The 22,100-nt window shown below is 75.2% G+C and carries 21 protein-coding genes; 8 read left to right on the top strand and 13 right to left on the bottom strand.

Features of this window, described 5'->3' with window-relative positions; translation table 11 throughout:
• Positions 1-28: 28 nt before the first annotated feature.
• Entirely contained in the window at positions 29-631 is a 603-nt protein-coding gene (locus ACGFS9_RS28210) for a hypothetical protein (protein WP_393257037.1), read from the top strand.
• A gap of 242 nt (positions 632-873) precedes the next feature.
• Here ACGFS9_RS28210 and soxR read toward each other — a convergent pair whose 3' ends face one another.
• Positions 874-1,449 carry a redox-sensitive transcriptional activator SoxR gene (gene soxR, locus ACGFS9_RS28205; protein ID WP_393257036.1) on the bottom strand — a complete coding sequence of 192 codons (576 nt, stop codon included), beginning with the start codon at positions 1,447-1,449 and terminating at the stop codon, positions 874-876.
• Between the two features lie 106 nt (positions 1,450-1,555).
• Between soxR and ACGFS9_RS28200 the strand changes: the two genes are divergently transcribed.
• A complete protein-coding gene (locus ACGFS9_RS28200) occupies positions 1,556-2,017 on the top strand; it encodes a MaoC family dehydratase (protein ID WP_393257035.1) in 462 nt (153 codons plus the stop codon).
• A gap of 139 nt (positions 2,018-2,156) precedes the next feature.
• Here ACGFS9_RS28200 and ACGFS9_RS28195 read toward each other — a convergent pair whose 3' ends face one another.
• The 3 genes from ACGFS9_RS28195 to ACGFS9_RS28185 form a co-directional block, all read right to left on the bottom strand.
• A complete protein-coding gene (locus ACGFS9_RS28195; RefSeq protein ID WP_393257034.1) occupies positions 2,157-2,783 on the bottom strand; it encodes a TetR/AcrR family transcriptional regulator in 627 nt (208 codons plus the stop codon).
• Positions 2,784-2,875: 92 nt separating this feature from the next.
• Positions 2,876-3,130, bottom strand: a complete 255-nt coding sequence (locus tag ACGFS9_RS28190; protein WP_393257033.1) for a YiaA/YiaB family inner membrane protein — start codon at positions 3,128-3,130, stop codon at positions 2,876-2,878.
• Positions 3,131-3,244: 114 nt separating this feature from the next.
• Positions 3,245-4,396, bottom strand: a complete 1,152-nt coding sequence (locus ACGFS9_RS28185) for an acyl-CoA dehydrogenase family protein (RefSeq protein WP_393257032.1) — start codon at positions 4,394-4,396, stop codon at positions 3,245-3,247.
• A 96-nt stretch (positions 4,397-4,492) separates the two neighbouring features.
• Between ACGFS9_RS28185 and ACGFS9_RS28180 the strand changes: the two genes are divergently transcribed.
• Positions 4,493-5,134 (top strand): TetR/AcrR family transcriptional regulator, encoded by a 642-nt coding sequence (locus tag ACGFS9_RS28180; protein ID WP_393257031.1) that lies wholly within the window; start codon positions 4,493-4,495, stop codon positions 5,132-5,134.
• Positions 5,135-5,340: 206 nt separating this feature from the next.
• Positions 5,341-6,447, top strand: coding sequence for a DMT family transporter (locus tag ACGFS9_RS28175; protein WP_393257030.1), 1,107 nt, complete (start codon positions 5,341-5,343; stop codon positions 6,445-6,447).
• Between the two features lie 399 nt (positions 6,448-6,846).
• Here ACGFS9_RS28175 and ACGFS9_RS28170 read toward each other — a convergent pair whose 3' ends face one another.
• The 6 genes from ACGFS9_RS28170 to ACGFS9_RS28145 form a co-directional block, all read right to left on the bottom strand.
• Positions 6,847-7,929, bottom strand: coding sequence for a Zn-dependent alcohol dehydrogenase (locus tag ACGFS9_RS28170; RefSeq protein ID WP_393257029.1), 1,083 nt, complete (start codon positions 7,927-7,929; stop codon positions 6,847-6,849).
• A gap of 10 nt (positions 7,930-7,939) precedes the next feature.
• The gene (locus tag ACGFS9_RS28165; protein WP_393257028.1) at positions 7,940-9,328 is read right to left on the bottom strand and encodes an aldehyde dehydrogenase family protein; all 1,389 of its coding nucleotides are present in this window, start codon (positions 9,326-9,328) and stop codon (positions 7,940-7,942) included.
• 291 nt (positions 9,329-9,619) lie between these two features.
• The gene (locus ACGFS9_RS28160; RefSeq protein ID WP_393257027.1) at positions 9,620-10,969 is read right to left on the bottom strand and encodes an ABC transporter ATP-binding protein; all 1,350 of its coding nucleotides are present in this window, start codon (positions 10,967-10,969) and stop codon (positions 9,620-9,622) included.
• 580 nt (positions 10,970-11,549) lie between these two features.
• A complete protein-coding gene (locus tag ACGFS9_RS28155; protein ID WP_393257026.1) occupies positions 11,550-13,814 on the bottom strand; it encodes a molybdopterin oxidoreductase family protein in 2,265 nt (754 codons plus the stop codon).
• A gap of 92 nt (positions 13,815-13,906) precedes the next feature.
• Positions 13,907-14,524: a TetR family transcriptional regulator gene (locus ACGFS9_RS28150; RefSeq protein ID WP_393257025.1), complete on the bottom strand. Its 618-nt coding sequence runs from the start codon at positions 14,522-14,524 to the stop codon at positions 13,907-13,909.
• Between the two features lie 64 nt (positions 14,525-14,588).
• Positions 14,589-15,170 carry a nuclear transport factor 2 family protein gene (locus tag ACGFS9_RS28145; RefSeq protein WP_393257024.1) on the bottom strand — a complete coding sequence of 194 codons (582 nt, stop codon included), beginning with the start codon at positions 15,168-15,170 and terminating at the stop codon, positions 14,589-14,591.
• Between the two features lie 252 nt (positions 15,171-15,422).
• Between ACGFS9_RS28145 and hmgA the strand changes: the two genes are divergently transcribed.
• The 4 genes from hmgA (at position 15,423) to ACGFS9_RS28125 (ending at position 20,121) form a co-directional block, all read left to right on the top strand.
• Positions 15,423-16,763, top strand: a complete 1,341-nt coding sequence (gene hmgA / locus ACGFS9_RS28140; RefSeq protein WP_393257023.1) for a homogentisate 1,2-dioxygenase — start codon at positions 15,423-15,425, stop codon at positions 16,761-16,763.
• 48 nt (positions 16,764-16,811) lie between these two features.
• Positions 16,812-17,561, top strand: coding sequence for a GntR family transcriptional regulator (locus ACGFS9_RS28135; RefSeq protein ID WP_393257022.1), 750 nt, complete (start codon positions 16,812-16,814; stop codon positions 17,559-17,561).
• A 41-nt stretch (positions 17,562-17,602) separates the two neighbouring features.
• The gene (locus ACGFS9_RS28130; protein WP_393257021.1) at positions 17,603-18,811 is read left to right on the top strand and encodes a type ISP restriction/modification enzyme; all 1,209 of its coding nucleotides are present in this window, start codon (positions 17,603-17,605) and stop codon (positions 18,809-18,811) included.
• A 113-nt stretch (positions 18,812-18,924) separates the two neighbouring features.
• Positions 18,925-20,121 (top strand): CaiB/BaiF CoA transferase family protein, encoded by a 1,197-nt coding sequence (locus ACGFS9_RS28125; RefSeq protein ID WP_393257020.1) that lies wholly within the window; start codon positions 18,925-18,927, stop codon positions 20,119-20,121.
• A 162-nt stretch (positions 20,122-20,283) separates the two neighbouring features.
• Here ACGFS9_RS28125 and ACGFS9_RS28120 read toward each other — a convergent pair whose 3' ends face one another.
• The 3 genes from ACGFS9_RS28120 to ACGFS9_RS28110 form a co-directional block, all read right to left on the bottom strand.
• On the bottom strand, positions 20,284-20,553 hold the full coding sequence (locus ACGFS9_RS28120) for a hypothetical protein (protein WP_393257019.1): 270 nt from the start codon (positions 20,551-20,553) through the stop codon (positions 20,284-20,286).
• 115 nt (positions 20,554-20,668) lie between these two features.
• Positions 20,669-21,469 (bottom strand): anti-sigma factor domain-containing protein, encoded by an 801-nt coding sequence (locus ACGFS9_RS28115; RefSeq protein WP_393257018.1) that lies wholly within the window; start codon positions 21,467-21,469, stop codon positions 20,669-20,671.
• Positions 21,466-22,008 carry a sigma-70 family RNA polymerase sigma factor gene (locus ACGFS9_RS28110; protein WP_393257062.1) on the bottom strand — a complete coding sequence of 181 codons (543 nt, stop codon included), beginning with the start codon at positions 22,006-22,008 and terminating at the stop codon, positions 21,466-21,468. The genes ACGFS9_RS28115 and ACGFS9_RS28110 overlap by 4 nt, the downstream gene beginning before the upstream one ends.
• Between the last annotated feature and the right edge of the window lie 92 nt (positions 22,009-22,100).

Genomic DNA, 22,100 nt, shown 5'->3' with positions numbered 1-22,100 from the left:
GGTGCAGGTGTGACGGAGGTGCAGGGCGATGGCCGGTTTCCGGAGTCTGGCGAGACAGGTGCGAGATCCGAGGTGTGATCTGGCGCTGCGGCGGTACTCACTGCGCAAGTGCCTGGAGAGATTCGCCCCTTACGGGCACCGGGCGACCTGGGACCATCTGTGCTCCCGGGCCGGGTTCGGTCCCGAGGACCGCTCCCCCGATCCGGTGCGGCTCGTGGCCGCGCTGGAGGAGCTGGAGGAGGCCCGGTCCGTCTGGCTCGCCTACGAGGTCGCGTTCGCGCAGCGCCGCAGGAAGGAGAAGCACGACGGACTGCGCAGGCCGGGCAGCGTCGACGACTGGCACCGGCTGACCTGGGGCGGGTTCGGGGTCGCCTGGTGCGACGATCCCCGCGTCCATCCGCGGGGCCCGCTGGCCGAGGTGCTGCGCCGGCTGATCGCCGCGCTGGAGCGCTCTCCCGGCGCCGCCTGCCCGGTGTGCGCGCAGAGCAACCTGGTGTGGCGGTACGACCTGGCCCACGAACCCTCGTCGGGTCCCGTCTGCACGAGCTGCGGCATCGTGGTGCCGCGGCCCGTCCTGACCCCGGAGGCCCTGGCGGGCGCCCGGCGCGGCCGGCTGCTCGTGTCGGCGTGAGCGTGAGGTGAGGCCCGGCGGCCACGGCGCCGCCGGGCCGCACGGCGGGCGCGGGAGCGGCGGATGACGCGCCGCTCCCGCGTTCGGCGGCGCCGGGCGCGCCCGTCCCGGGCGCCGTCGGAACCGGGCGCCCCGGGTGTCCGGATCTCGCCCCTCGGGCCGGCGGCCGACGGACCGTCACCGGGGAGCGGGCCCGGTGCGCCCCGACGGCGGGGTCGGTTGGGCGTCCGTGCCGTGGCGCGTCAGGTGACCGGCGGACGCCGGGGACGCCGCCCCGCCGGACCCTCCCGCCGCGCCGCACCGCTCCGCGCGGCCCGGACCCGCGACTCCCTCTCCCCCGACCGCGCCGGCCGCACGGCGCCGGGGGGCTCCTCCATCAGCCGGGACCCGGCCCGGCGCTCGCCGACGACGTCGTCGGGGTTGGAGAGCACGCAGTTCTCCAGCGAGAGGCAGCCGCAGCCGATGCAGTCGGTGAGGTGGTCGCGCAACCGCCCCAGCTGCCGGATCCGCTCGTCGAGCTCGGACCGCCACGCTGCGGACAGCCGCGCCCAGTCCTCCCGGGTGGGGGTGCGCTCCTCGGGCAGTTCGGCGAGCGCCTCGCGGATGGTGGCGAGCGGGATGCCCACCCGCTGGGCGGCGCGCACGAAGGCGACCCGGCGCAGCGCGTCCCGGTGGTAGCGCCGCTGGTTGCCCGCCGTCCGGCGGCTGCTGATCAGGCCCTTCGCCTCGTAGAAGTGGAGAGCGGAGACGGCGGCGCCGCTGCGGGCCGACAACTGGCCGACGGTCAGCTCGTGGATCTTCTCGGGGATCTGGGGCACCCGCCCAACCTACCCACCGGGTCACCCGTCCGGTCCGTTGACATGCGCCGCCCACCCGAGCATGCTAAGCAGTCGCTTAGACTATGAGATGCGGGAGGCCGACAACATGGCAGAGCCGAGGACGTTCGCGACGGTCGACGAGCTGCGGGGCGCCGTGGGCGAGCCGTTGGGGTACACCGACTGGGTCGAGATCGACCAGAAGCGGATCGACCTCTTCGCCGAGGCGACCGGCGACCACCAGTGGATCCACGTCGACCCGGAGAGGGCCGCGACGGGGCCGTTCGGCACGACGATCGCGCACGGCTACCTCACGCTGTCGCTGCTGCCGCTCTTCGGCCCCCAGCTGATCGCGGTCGCGGGGGTGAAGATGGGCGTCAACTACGGGACGAACAAGGTCCGTTTCCCCGCACCCGTACCGGTCGGCTCCCGGCTGCGCTCCACCGCCGCGATCACCGCGGTGGACGACGTGCCCGGCGGCGTCCAGGTGACGGTGGCCTTCACCGTGGAGCGCGAGGGCGGCGACAAGCCGGTGTGCGTGGCCGAGTCGGTCTCCCGCTACTACCTCTGAGCGGCGGCCCCGCCGGGTCCGGCCACCGCACCCGGCGGGCGGCCCGAACCGCCGTCGAGGCGCGGCGCCCGGAGGGAGCCACGTGCCGGGGCGGACGCCGGGCGGTCGCGGAGTACGGCGCCGGGCACCCGCGTGGCGGCTACGCCCCGGCCCCGACCATCCGCAGCACCAGGTCGGCGTAGAGAGCGCCCACCTCGTCCGGGGTCCGGGGCCCCTCGACGTTGAACCAGCGGGCCACGTCGATGCAGAGGGAGAGGACGGCGAGCGTCGTGCCGGGCACGTCCGGGACCTCGAAGTCGCCCGCCGCGACGCCGTCCTCCACGATGCCGCGCACCTCGGCGTCCACCTGGCGGCGCAGCGCGATGATCTCGGCGCGCGCGTCGGTGCCGAGGGCGTCGAGCTCGTACTGCACGACCCGGGCGGTCGTGTGCTGCCCCGCGTGCCAGCGGACGAAGGACCGGACCGCGTCGGAGAGCCGCTCGGCCGCGGTGCCCTCGCCTGCCGCGGCCGAGCGCACGATGTCGAGGGCCTTGTCGTGGCCGATGCGGCTGATCCGGTGGAGCAGCTCCTCCTTGGTCTTGTAGTGGATGTAGAGCGCGGCCGGGCTCATCCCGGCGCGGCCCGCGATGTCCCGGGTCGTCGTCGCGTGGTACCCCCGCTCGGCGAACGCCTCCACGGCGGCGACCAGCAGCCGCCGTGCCGCGTCCGGGGTCACCTCGGCCCACGGCTGCGTCTCGCCGCCGGGCGTCTCCTGCGCCGTACTCATCGCTGTTCGCCCCTTCTCCACTGCCAGGGTGAACACCATACCCCCAACCTGAGCGAGCGCTTAGTTCTGGCGCCGGGTCCGGTCCCGCGCGGTCAGTGCTTGCCGAAGGGGTCGTACGCCCGGCCGCCGGGGCGCCGGACGTCCTGGCGGTCCCGGATGACCTTGGCGAGCGTGAACGCGGACGTCACGAGGTAGAGGACGGCGATGGCCAGGAACCCGCGCACCCAGGCGTCGGCCCGGAGCTTGAAGATGCCCACGGCGGTGGCGGCCATGGCGACGGAGAAGGACGCCACGGCCTGCCCGTAGAAGGCCGCCGTGTTCTGCTGTTCGACCGGTGTCTCACTCATGACGGAAGCATGCGGCCGAGAACCCACCGGCCACATCCGCCGTCGTACTCAGCGGCGTACTCGGGTACGGGCCCCGCTCCGCCCCCCACGCTGCCCGTGCGAGCGCGGGGCCGGTCAGAAGGCCGAGACCCCGGTCAGGGCGCGCCCGATGACCAGCTTCTGGATCTGGCTGGTGCCCTCGTAGAGGGTCATCACGCGGGCGTCCCGCAGCAGTTTGCCCACCGGGTACTCGTCGATGTAGCCGTAGCCGCCGAACACCTGGAGGGCGTTGTTGGCGGCCCGGACGGCCGCCTCGGAGGCGAACAGCTTGGCCTTGGAGGACTCCGTGGCGAACGGCAGACCGCGATCGACGAGGTCGGCGACCCGCCAGGTCAGCAGCCGGGCCGCGTCCACGTCGACGGCCATGTCGCTCAGCAGTTCCTGGACGAGCTGGTGATGGGCGATCGTTCTGCCGAACTGCTCGCGCTCGGTCGCGTACGCCACCGCCGCGTCCAGCGCGGCCTGGGCTATCCCGACGCAGCCGGCCGCCACCGACATCCGCCCCTTGGCCAGCGCCGACATGGCGACCGCGAAGCCCTTGCCCTCGGGCGCCAGCAGGGCGCTCGCCGGCACCCGCACGTCCTCGAGGACGAGTTCGGCGGTGGCCTGGCCGCGCAGTCCGAGCTTGCCGTGGATCGTGCGGCGGGTCAGCCCCGGGGTGTCGGTCGGCACCAGGAACGCGGAGACGCCGCGGTGACCCGGGGCGTCGGTGGAGCGCGCGAAGAGCAGCACGACGTCCGCCCAGGTGCCGTTCGTGATGAACATCTTGCTGCCGTTGACGACCCAGTCGTCCCCGTCGCGCACCGCCCGGGTCGACAGCTGCCCCGCGTCCGAGCCCGTCCCCGGCTCGGTGAGACCGAAGCAGCCGACGTACGCGCCGGAGGTGAGCCCCGGCAGCCACCGGCGCTTCTGCTCCTCGTCACCCCAGTGGGCGATCGTCTTGGCGACGAGCCCGAGCGAGACGGAGACGATGCCGCGCACGGAGGAATCGCCGCGCCCCAGCTCCTCGGTGACCAGACAGTACGCCAGATGGTCGCCGCCGCTGCCGCCGTACTCCTCGTCGACGGTCAGACCGAGGAAGCCGACGTCGCCGAGCTTCTTGACGATACCGCGGTCGACCTCCTCCGCCCGGTCCCACGCGACGGCGTGCGGGGCGATCTCGCGCTGCACGAAGTCCCTGGCGAGCCGCCGGACGGCGGTCTGCTCCTCGCTGAGACCGAGGTCCATGCCGAGTCACCCCACAGAGAACGATTGGCGGCCCTTGAAAGCCGTACATTTAAATTAGCACTGCTAGTTTCCTGGTGCAGCCCTACTATGTGCGCCATGGCCCGACCGCGCAAGCCCCTCCTCAGCACCGACCGCATCGTCGACACGGCACGGGCCCTGGTGGACGCGGAGGGGCTGGCGGCGGTCTCGACGCGTCGGCTCGCCGCCGAACTGGGGGTCAGCGGCCCGTCCCTCTACAACCACTTCCGCACCAAGGACCAGATCCTGGAGGCGGTGGCGGACTCGGTGAGCGCGCAGGTCGACCTGTCGATGTTCGAGGACGGCCGCGACTGGCGGACCGCGCTGCACGACTGGGCCGTCTCCTACCGGGCGGCCCTGCGCGACCATCCGAACATCGTGCCCGTGCTGGCCCGCGGGCCCGGCCGGCGGCCCGCCGGACTCCGGCTCGCCGACGCCGTCTTCGGGGCGATGGTCGACGCCGGGTGGCCGCCCGCGCAGGCCACCTCGATCGGCGCGCTGATGCGGTACTTCATCATGGGCTCCGCGCTGGGGTCCTTCGCCGGTGGCTTCGTGGACGACCGGAGCGCCTACGACCCGGCCGACTACCCCCACCTCGGCCAGGCCCACCTGCTCGCCGACCAGCAGGAGAAGATCGACGAGCGGGCCTTCGAGACGGGCCTCGGGGCCCTGCTGGACGGCCTCGCGGTGCAGTACGCGCGGCGGGCGCCGGAGGCCTGACCGCCCCTCCGCCCACCGTCCCCGCCCCGGCGCCCGCCACGGGGGCGGCGCGCACGCCTCGCGCGACTCCCCGGCCCCGACGCGACGGCGCGCCCGGGACGGCCCGGCACCCGCGCGCCGGAACGGCGGTGAAGTGACGGCCCGTCGCCACCTCGGCGTCCGATGTCCGCGAGACCCGCGACCTCCTCCGCCCTACTCTCGGGAGCATGACGAACGCCTCCGCCGCCGGGTCGGCCGGCTCCCGCAACCGCCGTGAGGGTCTGCTCGCCGCGACCGCCGCCGCCGTCACCGTCGGGCTGTGGGCCTCGGCCTTCGTGTCGATCCGCAGTGCCGGCGCCGCGTACGCGCCGGGCGCGCTGGCGCTCGGGCGCCTGCTGGCGGGGACGCTGGTGCTCGGGGCGGTCTGTGCCGTGCGGGGCGAGGGACTGCCGCCGCGCGGGGCCTGGCGCGGCATCGTGGTGTCCGGGGTGCTGTGGTTCGGCTTCTACATGGTGGCCCTGAACTGGGGCGAGCAGCAGGTGGACGCCGGCACGGCCGCGCTGGTGGTGAACGTCGGCCCGCTCCTCATCGCCCTGCTCGGCGCCCGCCTGCTCGGGGACGCCATGCCGCCCCGGCTGCTGGCGGGCATGGCCGTGTCGTTCGCGGGAGCGGTGGCGGTCGGCCTGTCGATGTCGGGCCGCGGAGGTTCCTCGGTGCTCGGCGTCGTCCTGTGCCTGCTCGCGGCCGTCGCGTACGCCGGCGGGGTGGTCGCGCAGAAACCGGCCCTGGGCCGGGCGAGCGCGCTCCAGGTGACGACCTACGGCTGCCTGATCGGGTCCGTGGTCTGCCTGCCGTTCGCCGGGCAGTTGGTCCACGACGCGGCGGACGCCCCCCTCTCGGCGACCCTCAACATGGTCTATCTGGGCGTCTTCCCGACCGCGCTGGCCTTCACCACCTGGGCGTACGCGCTGGCCCGCACGAGCGCGAGCCGGATGGGCGCGACGACGTACGCGGTGCCCGCCCTCGTGGTGCTGATGTCCTGGCTCCTGCTGGAGGAGGTGCCGGGGCCGCTGACGCTGGCGGGCGGCGTGCTGTGTCTCGCGGGCGTGGCGGTGTCCCGGTCCCGCCCGAGGTCGGCGGCGACGATGGCGGCGGGCGTGCCGGAAGGCGCCGCGGTGTCGGGCCCGGCGGCGGTTCCGGGCTCCGCGGAGAGTGCGCCGGGCGGGCGGGCGGCCCCGACGGCCGCCGCGCCCACGGCGGCGGGCCCGGCTTCCGCGGCGGGGACGGCGGCGCGCGAGGGCTCCGCCCCGCCGCCGGGCGCCGAAGAGTGCTGACGCCGCCGCGCGGTCGCCTTGGTCACGTCTCCGCGCGTGCCTGCGCGTGTCTGCGTGTTCCTCGGGGCGGCGGCGCGGCCGGCGGGCTCCGCGTCCCGGGAGCGCCCGCCGGCGGCCGGCGGGCTCCGCGTCCCGGGAGCGCCCGCCGGCACCCCCCTGTCCCCGTCGGCGGGTCACGCCGTCGGCCCGCACGGTCCCGTGTGCCGCGGCCGGCGTGTCCGTCCCGTGCGCCGGCTCCGCCCGTCTGACGCCCGCCCGTGCAGCGGCGCGTCCGGGGCGTGTCGCGCGGGTCCCGCTCCTTCGCCCGCGGGGCGGCAGGCGGAACCCGCGTGACGCCGGGGGCGTGTCGCGAAGGTCCCGTCTGCCGCGCGACGCGGGGACTTTCGCAGGACGCCGCCCCTAGAAGACCACCAGGGCCCGGCCGCCCTTGCCGGCGATCATGTTGTCGAAGGCCGCGGGGATGCCGTCCAGGGAGATGCGGTCGGTGACCAGGCCGCCGAGGTCCAGGCGGCCCGACCGGATGTGCTCGGCGAGCACCGGGAGGTCGCGTGCCGGGTCGGAGTTTCCGTACACGCAGCCGGCGAGGGTCCGGCCCCAGTGGAAGATCTCCAGCGCGTTGAAGGTGACCTGCTGGTCCTTCCCCCCGATGCCGACGACCGTGGTCCGGCCGCCGCGCCGGGTGGACTCCCACGCGGTCCGGATGGTGACCGCCCGGCCGACGCACTCGACGGCGACGTCGACGCCCTGCTTCCCGGTGAGGGCGCGGATCTCACGGGCGGTCGCGTCCGACGCGAGCACGAAGTCGGTGGCGCCGGCCCCGCGGGCGAGCGCCTCCTTCTCCGGCGAGACGTCGACGGCGACGATCTTCGACGCACCGGCGATCCGCGCCGCCTGGAGCGCGGCGAGTCCCACTCCGCCGACCCCGAACACGGCGACGCTCTCGCCGGGCCGCACCGCGGCCGAGTGGTGCACGGCCCCGTACCCGGTGAGGACGGCGCAGCCGAGCAGGGCGGCGTCGGTGAGCGGAACGCCCTCCGGCGCGGGCAGCAGGCAGGAGACCGGTACCACCGTCTCCTCCGCGAAGGCGGCCACGTTGAGGCCGGGGTGCAGGTCGGCCCCGTCGCGGACGCGGCGGGCGTGGACGGCGCCCGCGCCGGTCAGCGCGTCGGCGCACAGCCACACCTCGCCCCGTGAACAGGCGTGGCACCTGCCGCACGAGGGGGCCCAGTTGAGGACGACCCCGTCGCCGGGCCGGACCTCGGTGACGCCCTCGCCGACGGCGACGACGGTGCCGGCGCCCTCGTGGCCGAGTACGGCGGGGACCGGGACGCGCATGGTGCCGTCGGAGAGCGAGAGGTCGGAGTGGCAGACGCCGGCGGCGGCCAGCTTCACCCGGACCCGGCCCGGTCCGGGCTCGGGGAGTTCGATCCCGGCGATCTCCAGCGGGGTACCCACGGCGGAAAGGACTGCGGCGCGAACCACGTGAACGCTCCTAGAACTGAAGGGACTTGGTCTGGAGGTATTCGGTGAGGCCGTGGGCGCCGAGTTCGCGCCCCACGCCCGACTGCTTGTAGCCGCCGAACGGGGCCAGCGGGTTGAAGCGCCCGCCGTTGATGTCGACCTGCCCGGTGTCGAGCCGGCGCGCGAAGGCGACCGCCTCGGCCTCGTCGCCCGCCCACACCGCGCCCGCCAGGCCGTACACGGTGCCGTTGGCGATGCGCAGCGCGTCCTCCTCGTCCTCGTAGCGCAGGATCGACAGGACCGGGCCGAAGATCTCCTCCTGCGCGATCGCCATGTCCGGCGTGACGTCGGCGAAGACGGTGGGGCTGACGAAGTAGCCCCGGTCGCGGGGGGATCGGGGACCGCCGGCGACGAGCCGCGCGCCCTCGGCGACACCCTTTTCGATGTACCCCCTGACGCGGGCCTGCTGTGCGGCGCTGACGACCGGGCCGATCCGGTCGCCGTACTTCCCCGCCGCCGTCGCCGCCAGTTCGACCGCCTCGTCGTAGCGCTCGGCGGGCACCAGCATGCGGGTCCAGGCGCTGCACGTCTGGCCGGAGTTGGCCATCACGTTGGCGACGCCCACGTTCACCGCCTTCGCGAGGTCGGCGCTCGGCAGGATGACGTTGGCGGACTTGCCGCCGAGTTCCAGGGCGACGCGCTTGACGGCGGCGCCCGCGCTCGCGCCGATCCGCCGGCCGACCGCCGTGGAGCCGGTGAACGAGACCAGGTCCACGTCCGGGTGCTCGGCCAGGGCCTGCCCGGCGACCGGGCCGAGGCCGGTCACGAGGTTGAAGACACCCGCCGGCACGCCCGCCTCGGCGACGGCCTCGGCGAAGAGCTGCGCGGTCAGCGGGGTGTCCTCGGCGGGCTTGAGGACCACCGTGCAGCCCGCGGCGAGCGCCGGCGCGACCTTGGCGACGATCTGGTGGAGCGGGTAGTTCCACGGCGTGATGGCGCCGACGACGCCGACGGGCTCGTGGTGGACGGTCGAGTTGCCGATCTTCTCCTCGAAGGCGTGAGTCGCCGCCAGCTCCGCGTACGAGCCGGCCACCAGCACGGGGACGGCGGCGTGCACCGCCTGGGAGAACGCCGGCGGCGACCCGAGTTCCGCCGTGACCGTCTCGGCGATCTCGTCCTTGCGGGCGGCGAGGACGTCCCGCAGGGCGGCCAGACGGGCGGCCCGCTCGGCGGGCGGGGTCGCGGCCCAGCCGGGGAACGCGGCGCGGGCGGCGCGCACGGCGGTGTCGACGTCCTCGGCCGTGCCCGCCGGGACGCGGCCGACGACCTGCTCGTCGACCGGGTTCACGACCTCGATCGCGTCCCGTCCGGCGGCGGGGCGCCACGCCCCGTCGATGTACATGCCGTCGTGTGCCTTCATCGTGTTCCTTCCGGCGGGGCAGCGTCGTCCGGAACCTAAACTAGCGATGATAGTTTTCCGGCGCCAGGGGGACGCGCGCCACCGCGCCGGGCCCGGGGACCCGGACCCGGCGGCCCGGGCCCGGCCCTGCGGACGGCCGGGGCGCGGCACGACGGTGCACCGGGCTCCCGGGCCCCCGGAGCACGGCACGCCGGCCCGCGGGCCGGCGCCGCCTCGCCCCCGGGGACCCGCCTCCCCCACCGGAACGCCCCGCCCGCCTCCTGCGCCGCCCGCCCCGCCCCCGCGCCCGGCTCACTCGTCCAGGTCGGGCAGCCGGTCCGGCGCCGGGCAGATCCGTTCGCCGCCCTGGTCGAAGACGAAGAGATGGGCGAGGTCGACCAGCAGTGGGACCTGCATGCCGTGGCGCAGGTCGAGGTCGGGCGTGGTCCGCACGACCAGGTCGCCGGGCAGCCGCCCCTCGGCCGGCGCCCCGTCCTGGACTCCCGAGCCGGCGTCACCGTCCGCGGGGTGGTCGAGCACCACGACCGGACCGGCCCGCAGCGCCTCCGCCCGCTCCCACAGCCGGCCGAGGACGGTGCCGTCGCGGCGGCGCCGTCGGGCCGCGCGGGCCGGCCGCGGGGACTCCAGGTCGGGCACGAGGGCGGGCCGGGAACCGGTGTTGAAGTGGACGAGCACCTCGTGGCCCTGGAACTCCACGTGCTCGACCAGCCCGGTGATCGCCACCTCGCCCGGCCGCGCCTGCGAGGCCCGCGCGAGCCGGACCGCCTCGGAGCGCAGCCCGACGATGACCTCGCGGCCCTGCTGCACCCGGAGCAACTGGTGGTCGAGGGACAGCGGCTCGGGCAGCCGCAGGAACTGCTTGCCGAGGCTGATCGTCATCGCCCCGTCCAGCGGGGCCCGGACGACGCCGCGCAGCAGGTTGATCCGGGGTGTGCCGATGAAGGCGGCGACGAAGACGTTGGCGGGCAGCCCGTAGACCGTTCGGGGCGTGCCGACCTGCTGGAGGACTCCCCCGCGCAGCACGGCGACCCGGTCGCCGAGCGACATCGCCTCGGCCTGGTCGTGCGTGACGTACACCGTCGTGGCGCCCAACTCGCGGGTGAGCCGCGCTATCTCGGTCCGCAGGTGGTTGCGGAGCTTGGCATCGAGGTTGGACAGCGGCTCGTCCATCAGGAAGGCGGAGGGGTGCCGGGCGATGGCCCGCCCCATCGCGACGCGCTGCCGCTCGCCGCCGGAGAGCTGGCTGGGGAAGCGGTGCAGGAGGTCCTGGATGCCGAGCATGTGGGCGGTGGCGTCCACGCGCGCCCGGGGGTCCTCGTGGGGCGACTCGATCCGCAGCGGGAAGCCGATGTTGTCGCGGCCGGTCATGCTGGGGTACAGCGCGAAGTTCTGGAACACCATGGCCATGTCGCGCGCGGACGGGGCGAGTTGGTTGGCGTACTCGCCGTCGAGCCGGATCTCGCCGTCGGTGACCTCTTCGAGGCCGGCGATCATCCGCAGCACGGTGGACTTGCCGCAGCCGGAGGGGCCGAGCAGGACGAGGAACTCGCCCGGCCGGATGTCCAGCGACAGCCGTTCCACCACGCGGACGCCGCGCGTGTACGACTTGCTGACGTGGTGCAGGGAGATGGCGCGTGTCATGACAGGTGCCCCCGGGGGCGTGCAAGGCGCTGTTGCTCCGCGGTCGGTCGTCCCGCCCGAGTCGTACGGGACGTTTGAGTCACGGAAGCTAACGGACCGCGCACGTCTGAGGGAAGACACCTGCCGGTATCGGACGCCCCGGTTCGGTACGGGCGGAAACGGACGATCGTCTACCGGCCAAGGGCGGGGGCCGCCGGCGCCGGGGCGGGGCGGGGCGGGGCCCTGGGGCGGGACGGGGCCCCGGGGGCGGTCGCGGTGTGCCGGTCCGCGACGGGACCACCGGCGGGCCGGCCGCGCCCCCCGCCCGGCGCTCCTGCGAGCGCCCCGGCCGGGGGACGACGGCCGACGGGGCTCCTCGGGCGGACCCGCCCGGGCGCCCGCCCGAGGGCCGTGCAGCGCGCCGCCCCGCCGGGGCGTTCGCGCGGCGGGGGCGGTGGATCGGAGCGCCCGGGGCATCGCCGTCCCGCGGGCCCGGTCCGGCCGGGCGCTCGTGGGCCGCCGCCGGGCCCGGCGAGGAGGTGCGGCCCGCGCGCCGCGGTGCGCGGGGCGGGGCCGCGCCGATCCGGTGGTCCACGGCCTCTCAGTGCGCGGTGCAGGCCGTGAGTTCCACGGGGAAGCCGTTGAGCACGGCCGTTCCGGACAGCGGGTCCAGCAGCGAGCCGTCGAGCAGCTGGTTGACGTTGACGCCGGGGTCCAGGGAGGCGTGGCTCATCCGGGTGCCGGGGCGGTCGTGGCCCCAGCCGTGCGGAAGACTCACCACGCCCCGCCGCACGGTGTCGGTGACCTCGACGGGCGCGACCACTTCTCCCCCGGCGCCCTTGACGCGCACCGCTCCGCCGTCGGCCAGCCCGAGACGGGCCGCGTCGTCGGGATGGACGTGCAGCGTGCACCGGTTCGAACCGCCGGTCAGGGCGGGGACGTTGTGCATCCAGCTGTTGTTGGAGCGCAGGTGGCGGCGGCCGACCAGGACGATCCCGGCCGGACGCTCACGCAGCGCGTCCCGCAGGCGGGGCAGATCGCCGGCGATCGGCGCGGGCAGCAGCTCGATCCGTCCGCTGCGGGTCTTGAGCCGCTGCGGCACCCGGGGCGCGAGCGGGCCGAGGTCGATGCCGTGCGGGTGGGCGAGCAGCGATTCCAGGGTCAGCCCCTCGGGGCGGGCACCGAAGGCGTCGCCGTACGGGCCGAGGCGGAGCATCATGTCCAGTCGGCGCTCGGGGCCGTTCTCGCCGGTGAGGGCGTCGGCCAGCTCTCCCGGATCGCGGCCGTGGACGGGGGATGCGGGATCGGCGACCGCTTTGCCGAGGGTGCCGTCGATGACCATCCGGTCGACGGCGGAGGGGTCGGCGCCGTGCATGCCGGTGGCGGCGAGGACGAGGCGGGCGAGGATCTCCGTCTCCGCCATGGAGCCGTCGTCCAGCGGGACGGCGGGCCGGTTGTAGCGGACCTGGTTGCGGATCGCGAGGGTGTTGAAGGCGAAGTCGTGGTGGGCGCTGCGCGAGGGCGGCGGCGGGGGCAGGACCACGTGGGCGTGCCGGGAGGTCTCGTTCAGGTAGGGGTCGACGCTGACCATGAAGTCCAGCGAGTCGAGCGCCTTGTCCAGGCGGTGCCCGTCGGGCGCGGACAGCACGGGGTTGGCGGCGACGGCGATGACGGCGCGTACCGGGGTGCCCTCGCCGGTCGCGGTGTCGATCTCCTCCGCCAGCGCGGCCAGCGGCAGTTCGCCCTTGGCCTCCGGGTGCCGGCTCACCCGGCTGTGCCAGCGGCCGAGCGCGAAGCCGTGGCCGGGCGCGGCCGGCCGCGGCGCCCGGTCGGTGGCGGCCAGCGGGAACAGGGCGCCGCCGGGCCGGTCGAGGTTGCCGGTCAGGATGTTCAGGACGTCCACGAGCCAGCTGGCGAGGGTGCCGTGCGGGACGGTGCAGCTTCCGATGCGTCCGTAGACGGCCGCGGTGGGCGCGGCGGCCAGCTCCCGCGCCAGCGCCCGGATGGTCTCCGCGTCCACGTCGCAGGCCGCGCTCGCCGCCTCGGGCGTGAAGTCCTCCAGGGCGGTGCGGAGTTCGTCGGTGCCCTCGACGTGCGCGGCGAGGTCGCCGAGGTCGACGAGGCCCTCCGTGAACAGGACGTGGGCCATGGCGGCCAGCAGGGTGGCGTCGGTGCCGGGGCGGATGGCGACGTGCCGGTCGGCGAGTCGCGCGGTGCGGGTGCGCCGCGGGTCGATGACGGTCAGGGTGCCGCCGCGGGCCCGCAGGGCCCGGAGCCGGCCGGGGAAGTCGGGGGCGGTGCACAGGCTCCCGTTGGACTCCAGGGGGTTGGCGCCGATGAGCAGCAGATGGTCGGTGCGGTCCAGGTCGGGGACGGGGATGGCGTTGGCGTCGCCGTAGAGCAGTCCGCTCGACACGTGCTTGGGCATCTGGTCGACGGTGGAGGCGGTGAAGACGCTGCGGGTGCCCAGCGCCCCGAGCAGCACCGGCGGGTAGAGGGCGCCCGCCATGGTGTGCACGTTGGGGTTGCCGAGGACCACGCCGACGGCGTTCGGCCCGTGCCGCTCGATCAGCGGGCGCAGCCCGGCGGCGACGGCGTCGAAGGCCTCGTCCCAGCCGGCCTCGCGCAGGACGCCGTCCTCCCGGACGAGCGGGGTGCGCAGCCGGTCGGGGTCGCCGTCGGCGGCTCCGAAGGAGGCGCCCTTCGGGCAGATGAACCCCTTGCTGAACACGTCGTCGCGGTCGCCGCGGGCGCCGGTGACCCGGGTGCCCTCGATCGTCAGCGTCAGCCCGCAGGTGGCCTCGCAGAGGGGGCAGACGCGTACGGCGGTACGGGCGTCGGGGGTACTGCCGGCGGTGCGGGACACGGGTCCTCCCGGAGGGCGTGACGTCGGTGGCACACGGACACGCCGAGCATACCGACCGGTATGCACGGCGGGGAGGGGGCACCGGCAGCGGTTCAGTCGAGTACCCGGCCCAGGTAGGCCCGCAGCAGGACCCGCGTCTCGGCGATGATCGCCTCGTCGCCCTCGGGCGCCACCCGGAAGGCCAGGTGCACCAGGCTGTCGGCGCTCTCCACGGCGACCAGGAAGCAGCGGCGCAGCCGCTCGTCCGGGGTGCGGCCGAGATGGCCCGAGACGAGGTCGGCGAGGCGGTCGGCGACACGGGTGTTGGGTTCGGTGTGCGGGCCGCCCACCGGGATCTGGTTGCCGAAGTCCACGAGGGCGAAGCCCGGGGCGGTGCGCTTCATGGCGAGGTACTCGTCGAGCACGGCGTCCATCGCGGTCCGCCAGCCGGTTCCGCCCGACTCCGCAAGGCGCCGGGTGACGCGCTCGGTGTAGCGCTCCAGGTTGCGCTGGGCGAGCGCGTCGGCCATGGCGCGCTTGTTGCCGAAGAAGCGGTACACGGAGCCGATGGGCACGCCGGCCCGCTGGGCCACCGCGCGGGTGCTCAGGCCGTCGTAGCCCACCTCGTCGAGGAGGTCGGCACAGGCGTCGAGGATTCGGGTCAGTCGTTCTGCGCTGCGCCGCTGGACGGGCGCTCGGCGCAGCGAGGTCGCATGGGGCACGGTCTTCATGATGCCTCTCCGCCGGGGTCCGGTGAACCTCCCCCATCAGTACGCGCATCGGTGCCCCGGCCACTCATTCCGGCCCCGTGCCGCCCGGCGGCGACGGGGACCCGCCGTCCGGGCCGCTCGCCCCGGGTTCCGGTCCGGGGCCGCCGTCCCCGGGCCCGGACGCGGTGACGTCGGCGGTGCTCTGCACCGGCTCGCCGTGCACGGCCCACACGGTGCCGTCGTCCGCGTACAGGCGTGCGGTGACGTGGTGCGTGCCGCGCGGCAGCAGACCGCCCGACAGCCAGTACTCGGCGGTGCGCAGCCGGGCGACCGGCCGGCCGTCGACGGAGAGGTGGGCGGTGCCGCGCCCGACGACCGGCACGGGGCGCGCCCCCCGGGGCGAGAAGCGGAAGTGGCGGACGGTCAGGCGCACGTCCCAGCCGCCGGAGGAGTCCTGCTGGACCTCGATACCGACCTCGGGGGCGCCCCGCTCCCCCACGTCGCGGTAGAGCCGCCCCTGCTCGTCCCCCTCGTCCAGCAGGGTGCCCACGGGCGAGGCCGGCAGGTCCCCCTCCGGCCCGTGCCCGTCACCGCCGCCGCAGCCCGCGGGTCCGCCGGACAGGGCGCAGACCACGAGCGCGGCGAGCACTCCACGTGTCCAGCGCATGCCGGGGAGCGTAGAACACCCTCCCGGCGACGGGATCCTCCTGGAGTCGGGTTCTTCCCCCCGGCGACGGTCCCCGAGGACTACGCCCGCACGGCGGCCCGGCCGCCCACGCCGGCGCGGCGCCGATCCGGGGCCGGCGCGGGATCGGCGCCGGCGGTGGCCGAACCCGTTCGCTGCCCGCGACCTGCCTCTTGCGCGGAGGGAAGCCGAATCCTACGGTGATGCATAGGAATCAGGCGCGAGGGAGCGATCATGAGCGGGGACGCGAGGAAGACGGCCGAGTCACTGGCCCACCTCTCCGGATTCGGCAACGAGCACGGTTCGGAGGCGGTTCCGGGGGCCTTGCCGCACGGCCGCAACGCGCCCCAGCGCGCACCCCTCGGGCTGTACGCGGAGCAGCTCAGCGGCAGCGCCTTCACCGAGCCGAGGGCGTCCAACCGGCGTTCGTGGCTGTACCGCATCCGCCCGTCCGCCGCGCACCCGGCGTTCGTCCGCGCGGAGAACGGCGCGCTGCGCACGGCCCCGTTCACGCAGGAGGCGCCCGACCCGAACCGGCTGCGCTGGAATCCGCTGCCGGAGCCGCCGGCGGGGACGGACTTCCTCGCGGGCCTGTGGACCCTCGGCGGCAACGGCGACGCGGCCGGGCGCAGCGGCATGGCCGTGCACCTGTATCACGCCAACTCCTCGATGGAGCGGGTGTTCAGCGACGCCGACGGCGAGCTGCTCATCGTCCCCGAGCGGGGCGGACTGCTGCTGCGCACCGAGTTCGGGCTGCTGCACGCGGAGCCGGGGCACGTCGCCCTGATCCCGCGCGGGGTGCGCTTCCGGGTGGAGCTGCTGGACACCGGGACCGGGGACGCACCGGCCGCGGGCGCCCGGGGGTACGTGTGCGAGAACTACGGGGCGCCGTTCCGGCTGCCCGACCTCGGCCCGATCGGCGCCAACGGCCTGGCGAACGCCCGGGACTTCCTCGCCCCCGTCGCGGCGTACGAGGACGTGGAGGGCCCCGTCGAGGTGGTGAACAAGTTCTGCGGGAACCTGTGGACGGCGACCTACGACCACTCGCCGCTCGACGTGGTCGCCTGGCACGGCAACCACGTGCCCTACGTCTACGATCTGCGGCGCTTCAACGTGATCGGCTCCATCAGCTACGACCACCCCGATCCGTCCATCTTCACGGTGCTGACCTCGCCCTCCGACACCCCCGGCCTCGCGGACGTCGACTTCGTGGTGTTCGCGCCGCGCTGGCTGGTCGGCGAGGACACCTTCCGGCCGCCGTACTTCCACCGGAACGTGATGAGCGAGTACATGGGGCTGATCGAGGGCGCCTACGACGCGAAGGCGGAGGGCTTCGTCCCCGGCGGCGGTTCGCTGCACAACATGATGTCGGCGCACGGCCCGGACCAGGAGACCTTCGAGCGGGCGAGCGCCGCCGAGCTGCGGCCGCAGAAGATCGACGACGGGCTGGCGTTCATGTTCGAGACGCGCCGCCCGATCACGGCGACGGCCCAGGCGGCCCGGGCCGGGCACCTCCAGCAGGGGTACGACGACGTGTGGAAGGGCCTGCGGCGGCACTTCCGGGCCGGCGGCTGAGGCGGGCCGGCGTTGCCTTCCCCGCCCGCGACCGGTACGGATACCCTCGTGACCTCCTTCGCTCCGGACTCGATCGTCCTGAACCGCAAGCTGCCGCTCTGGTATCAGGTGTCGCAGTCCCTGCGCGCCTCGATACTCGGCCGGGCGCCCCGGGACCCGCTGCGCCTGCCCACCGAGGAGCAGTTGGCGGGGCACTACGGGGTGAGCGTGCTGACCATGCGGCAGGCGCTGAAGGAGCTGGAGGACGAGGGGCTCATCAGCCGGCACCGCAGGCGGGGCACGTTCATCGAGCCGAGCGCGCGGCGCGGCGCGCCGGTGCGGCTGCTCGGCTCGGTGGACGCGATCGTGGCCCAGCAGTCCGGCATGGCGACCGAGTTGCTGGAGGAGGGGCGCGGCGCGGTCCCGGTCGAACTGGCCGAGTTCTTCCCGGACGTGGACGAGGTGTCCACCTACCACCGGCTGCGCAGCGACGAGGCGACGGGCGAGCCCACCAACCACGCGCGCAACTACGTCAGGACGGATCTGGCCGCCCGGGTCGACCGGGAGGACCTGATCCGCTGGCCGATGACGAAGGTGCTGCGCGACGTGCTCGGCGTCGCCATCAGCAGGATCACCGACACCGTCGAGGCGCGGCTCGCGGACCCGGAGACGGCCCGGCTGCTGCGGGTGCCGCTGCTGAGCCCGATCCTGCGCTACACGGGCGTCACCTACGGCCAGGACGGACGCGCGCTCGACGTGGCGGTCATCCACTACCGCGGCGACCGCTTCTCGTTCACCGTCACCCTCGACGCCCACTGAGCGTGCGGGACCGGGACGGCGGGCGGCGCCCGCGTCGTACGATGCCGGGCGTGACGCACGACGACGCTCCGCTCCTCGCGGACCTCATGCCGTGGTCCGTCGCACCGCCGAGGCTGGGCCGGGGGTGGCCGACGGCCCCCGACGCGGCGTCCCTCCGGGCACGGTGGGACGTGCTGGTGAGGGCCGAGGGGAGCGAGCGGGAGTCGCTGTTCGGCCCGACCCGCTCCCGCACGACGCACTCGGCGGTCGCCCAGCTGCCCGGACAGCCGAGCGGGACCGGCCGGCTCGCCCGCGCCTGCGGCCCCTGCCCCGAACCGGTCCGGGTGCTGTGCGCGCCGTTCGACGAGCAGTGGCTCATCCCCGACCACCGGCTGATCGACGCGGCCCGCCCCGAGCTGTGGCGGGTGGCGGACCCCGCCCAGGTGTTCGCCGTCGAGCAGTCGGTGGTGCCGGAGGCGCCCGGACCGGCGCTGCTGGCCACCTCCGTACTGCCGCTGGCGGCCGGCCGCGGAGGCCGGCTGCGTCCGCTGTACCGGCGTCCCGGCGGCGCCGAGCCGAACCTGGCGCCCGGCCTGTCCGAGCACCTCGGTGCCCGTCTCGGTCACGTGCCGACGCCGGAGGACGTCCTCGCCTGGACGCTGGCGGTCGCCCGGCCCGGCCGGGAGGGCTGCGTGGTCCCGCTCACCGCCGACCCCGGCGTGTGGGCCGACGGCGTCGCGTCGGGGCGCCGTGCGCTGTGGCTGATGCGCCGCGACGGCGAGCGGCCCAAACTCCCCGGTGGCCGCCGCCCGTACGTCCGGGCGCCGCTCACCTCCCTGCCCCGCGCCGGCGCCGGGGACGAGGTGCTCGCCGAGCCGCGCTACGACCGCGCCGAGGAGGCGATCCTCCTCGGCGAGGGCCGGATCGCGCCGGTGCCGCCCGCCGCCTGGGACTTCACCGTGGGCGGGGTGCGGGTGCTGGAGCGCTGGTTCGCCGCGCGGGCCGGCGCCTCCGCGCCGGGCACACTGGAGGCGATCGGCCCCGGGGCCTGGCCGCAGACCTGGACCTCCGAGCTCCTGGAACTCGTCACCGTCCTCGCGCTGCTCGCCGAACTGCGCACCGAGCAGGCGGAGCTGCCCCTCACCTCACCGGTCACCCGGGCCGAGCTGCGAGCGGCGGGAATCCTCCCCGTGCCGGCCGGGGCGCGCCGCCCCGCATCCGTCCTCGACCATCACGAGGAGGGCCCGGAGGGGCAGTTCGCCCTGATCTGAGAGGTCCGCACGGGCGCCGGGCACCCGTGGGGCCGAACGGCCGGCTCCCGTCCGGAACGACATCATCCGGTTCGGCATGACAAAGGCGCCGCCCACGAGCCATGATCCACGGCATGCAGTCACAGCCTCTGCCCCTGGAAGGCATCACGGTCGTCGCCGTCGAGCAGGCGGTCGCGGCGCCCTTCGCGACCCGTCAGCTCGCCGATCTCGGAGCCCGTGTCGTCAAGGTCGAACGGATCGACGGCGGCGACTTCGCGCGCGGCTACGACACCGCCGCCGCGGGTCTGGCCTCGCACTTCGTCTGGTGCAACCGGGGCAAGGAGTCCGTCGCCGTCGACCTGAAGGACCCCCGCGGGCTGGAGATCGTCCGCCGGCTCGTCGCGGACGCGGACGTCTTCGTGCAGAACCTCGCCCAGGGGGCGGCGGCCCGGATCGGCCTCGACGCCGCGACGCTGTGCGCCGAGCACCCGCGGCTGATCGCCGTGGACATCTCCGGCTACGGCCCGTCCGGGCCGTACGCGGGCCGACGCGCCTACGACATGCTCGTGCAGTGCGAGGCGGGCCTGGTGTCGGTGACCGGGAGTCCGGAGCGGCCCGCGAAGGCGGGCATCCCGGCGGCGGACATCGCGGCGGCCATGTACGCGTTCTCCGGCGTCCTCGCGGCACTGGTGCGGCGCGGCACGACCGGGCGCGGCGGCCCGGTGGAGGTGTCGATGCTGGACGCGCTGGCCGAGTGGATGGGCCATCCGCTGCACCACGCGATGCACGGCGGCACCCCGCCGGAGCGCACCGGCCTCGCGCACTCCGTCATCGTGCCCTACGACGTCTACGCGACGGCGGACGGCGGCCGGGTGCTGCTGTCGGTGCAGAACGACCGGGAGTGGCGACGGCTCGCCCAGCAGGTGCTGGCGGCACCCGAGACGGCGGACGATCCGGACTACGCGACCAACCCGGCACGGGTGGCGAACCGGGAGCGGGTGGACGCCCTGGTGACGAGGGCGCTGGCGCGGCTCGGCGTAGAGGAGGCGGTGTCCCGGCTGGAGGCGGCGGGCATCGCGTGCGCGCGGCTGCGGGACGTGGGCGAGGTCGCGGACCACCCGCAGCTCGCCGCCCGGAACCGGTGGCGCGAGGTGGACTCGCCGGCCGGGCCGCTGCGGGCGCTGCTGCCTCCGATCACGCTGCCGGGCGGGGAGGAGGCGCGCATGGGAGCCGTTCCGCGGCTGGGCGAGCACACGGGGACGGTACTGCGGGCGCTGGGCATGACGGAGGCGGACATCGCGGGACTGCGCACCGACGGGGTGGTGCGCTGACCCGCACGGACCGGGGCGGGGCGTGGGAGACCCGCGCTCCGGCCGTGGCGGCAACGGGGCGCCGCTGTCCGCCGTGGGGATGACGGACGCGGGCGGACGCCACCGCGCGGGCCGGTGGGCCGCCGGAGCGCGAGTCGGGGAACGCGGGCGCGGGTCCGGGGCTCAGTGGCCGCCGAAGAGCGAGCGGCGCAGCCGCCGGAGCGGCGCGAACAGCGAGACCCGCCGCACCCGCGCACGCCGGGAGCCGCTGTCGTGCGCGGTGTCACGCGCCGTGAGCTCACGCATCAGCGACGTCGCCTCGACCGTCTCGCGTTGCGGTATGGCGGGTCCGCCGAGCACCGAGAGATGGCGGTCGAGACGCGAACTGGTCGCGCTGCTCCCGCACGTGATCGCAGGGACACGTGCCCTGCTGCGCACCGTTATCTGTTCCATGTCACTCCCCACCCGTACGAGTCCACCCGGCCCGGGCAGGCTAACTCTATCGCTCCCGCACGGCACTCGTGTATCGAGGTCGCGGGATTCACCATCCCTGCAAGGGGGTTGACGGTTACTCTCCGAATCCGACCGTTTCCAGGGGGAGTTGGACAACCGGCTGGCCGGTGGGTTGTACCGAACCACCGTGCGGTTCCACGGTCACGGCGAGTGACGTCGCGTCGGGGTTCATTCCGTCGGCGATCAGGGGCGTGTCGCGGTCGAGGAGGCCGAGAGAGCGCGGTTTCGCGCCGGGGCGCATGAGCCAGAGCTGATGCACACCTCCCCCGGGCGGGGCGGCGAGTCCGCTCAGTGTCACGACGGCGCGCCGCTCCGACACGGACGCCACCACACCCATCCCCCGGCCGCGCGCGTCCCGCCGCGTGCTCGCCCGGGCGTCCGGCGCGGAGAGAACGTGGGCGATCTCACGTGCCTGGGCGCGCTCCTGGGCGAGATTCTGCTGCGTCCGCTCCGCCTGCACGGCGAACAGGGCGGCGACCACGAGGGCCGCGGCGGCCGTGGCCGTGGCGAACGGGGCGAGCAGCGGCCGGAAGCGGGGCGGGCGGGCCGGGCGGGCCCGTCCGGCCGGGCGGGCGGAGCGGACGGGCGCGGTCCGGGCGCGGGGTGCCGGCTCCTGCGGGGTGGTGCGGACGGCGTGCAGCACGCGTTCGCGCAGCGCGGCCGGCGGCACCGCCGCGGTCGACCAGGCGAGCCGGACGGCGTCCTCGGTCAGCGCGCGCACCTCCTCGGCGCAGCGCTCGCAGCCCGCGAGGTGGCGTTCGAAACGGTGCCGCTCGCCGGGTTCCAGCGCGTCGAGGGCGTAGGGGGCGGCGAGGGAGTGCAGGTCACGGCCGAGCAGCCGGTCGAGGACGCTCACGCGGCACCTCCCAGGCAGTTGCGCAGGCGGGTCAGGCCGTCGCGCATCCGGGTCTTGACGGTGCCCAGGGGCAGGGACAGCCGTTCGGCCACCTCGCGGTAGGTGTAGCCGTCGTAGTAGGCGAGGGTGACGGACTGGCGCTGGAGGGCGGTGAGCCGGTCGAGGCACCGGCGGACCCACTCGCGTTCCAGGCCCGCCTCCACCTCCTCGGCCACCTGGTCGAATGCGGGGTGGTGGTGGCGGCGCCCCTCGCGCTGCTCGCGCTCGGTCGCGGCCCGCGCGCTGCGCACCCGGTCGACCGCCCGGCGGTGCGCGAGGGTGAGCACCCAGGACAGGGCCGTGCCGCGGCCCGGGTCGAACCGGCCCGCGGAGCGCCAGAGTTCGAGCAGCACCTCCTGGGACACCTCCTCCGACTGCGCCGGGTCGCGCACGACACGGCGCACCAGTCCGAACACGGGACCGGAGACCAGTGCGTACAGGTCCTCGAACGCCCTCTGGTCTCCTCCGGCCACCCGGATCAGCAGCTCGTCGGCCTCCACCCGTCCCCCTCTGCGGACGTGCACGGTCCGTCCCTCCCCTACCTGTTCGCGGCGAACGTGTCTTCGGATGGGTTACGGATCGCAGGGCCGAA

It is taken from the genome of Streptomyces sp. NPDC048566 (assembly GCF_043199735.1).
Taxonomy (GTDB): Bacteria; Actinomycetota; Actinomycetes; order Streptomycetales; family Streptomycetaceae; genus Streptomyces.
This window is presented reverse-complemented; position numbering and strand designations above follow the sequence as displayed.

Bases quoted from the DNA above. Each gene is read 5' to 3' on its own strand.
- ACGFS9_RS28210 (WP_393257037.1), top strand. From the start codon at position 29: ATGGCCGGTTTCCGGAGTCTGGCGAGACAGGTGCGAGATCCGAGGTGT.
- ACGFS9_RS28200 (WP_393257035.1), top strand. From the start codon at position 1,556: ATGGCAGAGCCGAGGACGTTCGCGACGGTCGACGAGCTGCGGGGCGCC.
- ACGFS9_RS28195 (WP_393257034.1), bottom strand. From the start codon at position 2,783: ATGAGTACGGCGCAGGAGACGCCCGGCGGCGAGACGCAGCCGTGGGCC.
- ACGFS9_RS28190 (WP_393257033.1), bottom strand. From the start codon at position 3,130: ATGAGTGAGACACCGGTCGAACAGCAGAACACGGCGGCCTTCTACGGG.
- ACGFS9_RS28185 (WP_393257032.1), bottom strand. From the start codon at position 4,396: ATGGACCTCGGTCTCAGCGAGGAGCAGACCGCCGTCCGGCGGCTCGCC.
- ACGFS9_RS28180 (WP_393257031.1), top strand. From the start codon at position 4,493: ATGGCCCGACCGCGCAAGCCCCTCCTCAGCACCGACCGCATCGTCGAC.
- ACGFS9_RS28175 (WP_393257030.1), top strand. From the start codon at position 5,341: ATGACGAACGCCTCCGCCGCCGGGTCGGCCGGCTCCCGCAACCGCCGT.
- ACGFS9_RS28165 (WP_393257028.1), bottom strand. From the start codon at position 9,328: ATGAAGGCACACGACGGCATGTACATCGACGGGGCGTGGCGCCCCGCC.
- ACGFS9_RS28160 (WP_393257027.1), bottom strand. From the start codon at position 10,969: ATGACACGCGCCATCTCCCTGCACCACGTCAGCAAGTCGTACACGCGC.
- ACGFS9_RS28150 (WP_393257025.1), bottom strand. From the start codon at position 14,524: ATGAAGACCGTGCCCCATGCGACCTCGCTGCGCCGAGCGCCCGTCCAG.
- ACGFS9_RS28145 (WP_393257024.1), bottom strand. From the start codon at position 15,170: ATGCGCTGGACACGTGGAGTGCTCGCCGCGCTCGTGGTCTGCGCCCTG.
- hmgA (WP_393257023.1), top strand. From the start codon at position 15,423: ATGAGCGGGGACGCGAGGAAGACGGCCGAGTCACTGGCCCACCTCTCC.
- ACGFS9_RS28130 (WP_393257021.1), top strand. From the start codon at position 17,603: ATGCCGGGCGTGACGCACGACGACGCTCCGCTCCTCGCGGACCTCATG.
- ACGFS9_RS28125 (WP_393257020.1), top strand. From the start codon at position 18,925: ATGCAGTCACAGCCTCTGCCCCTGGAAGGCATCACGGTCGTCGCCGTC.
- ACGFS9_RS28120 (WP_393257019.1), bottom strand. From the start codon at position 20,553: ATGGAACAGATAACGGTGCGCAGCAGGGCACGTGTCCCTGCGATCACG.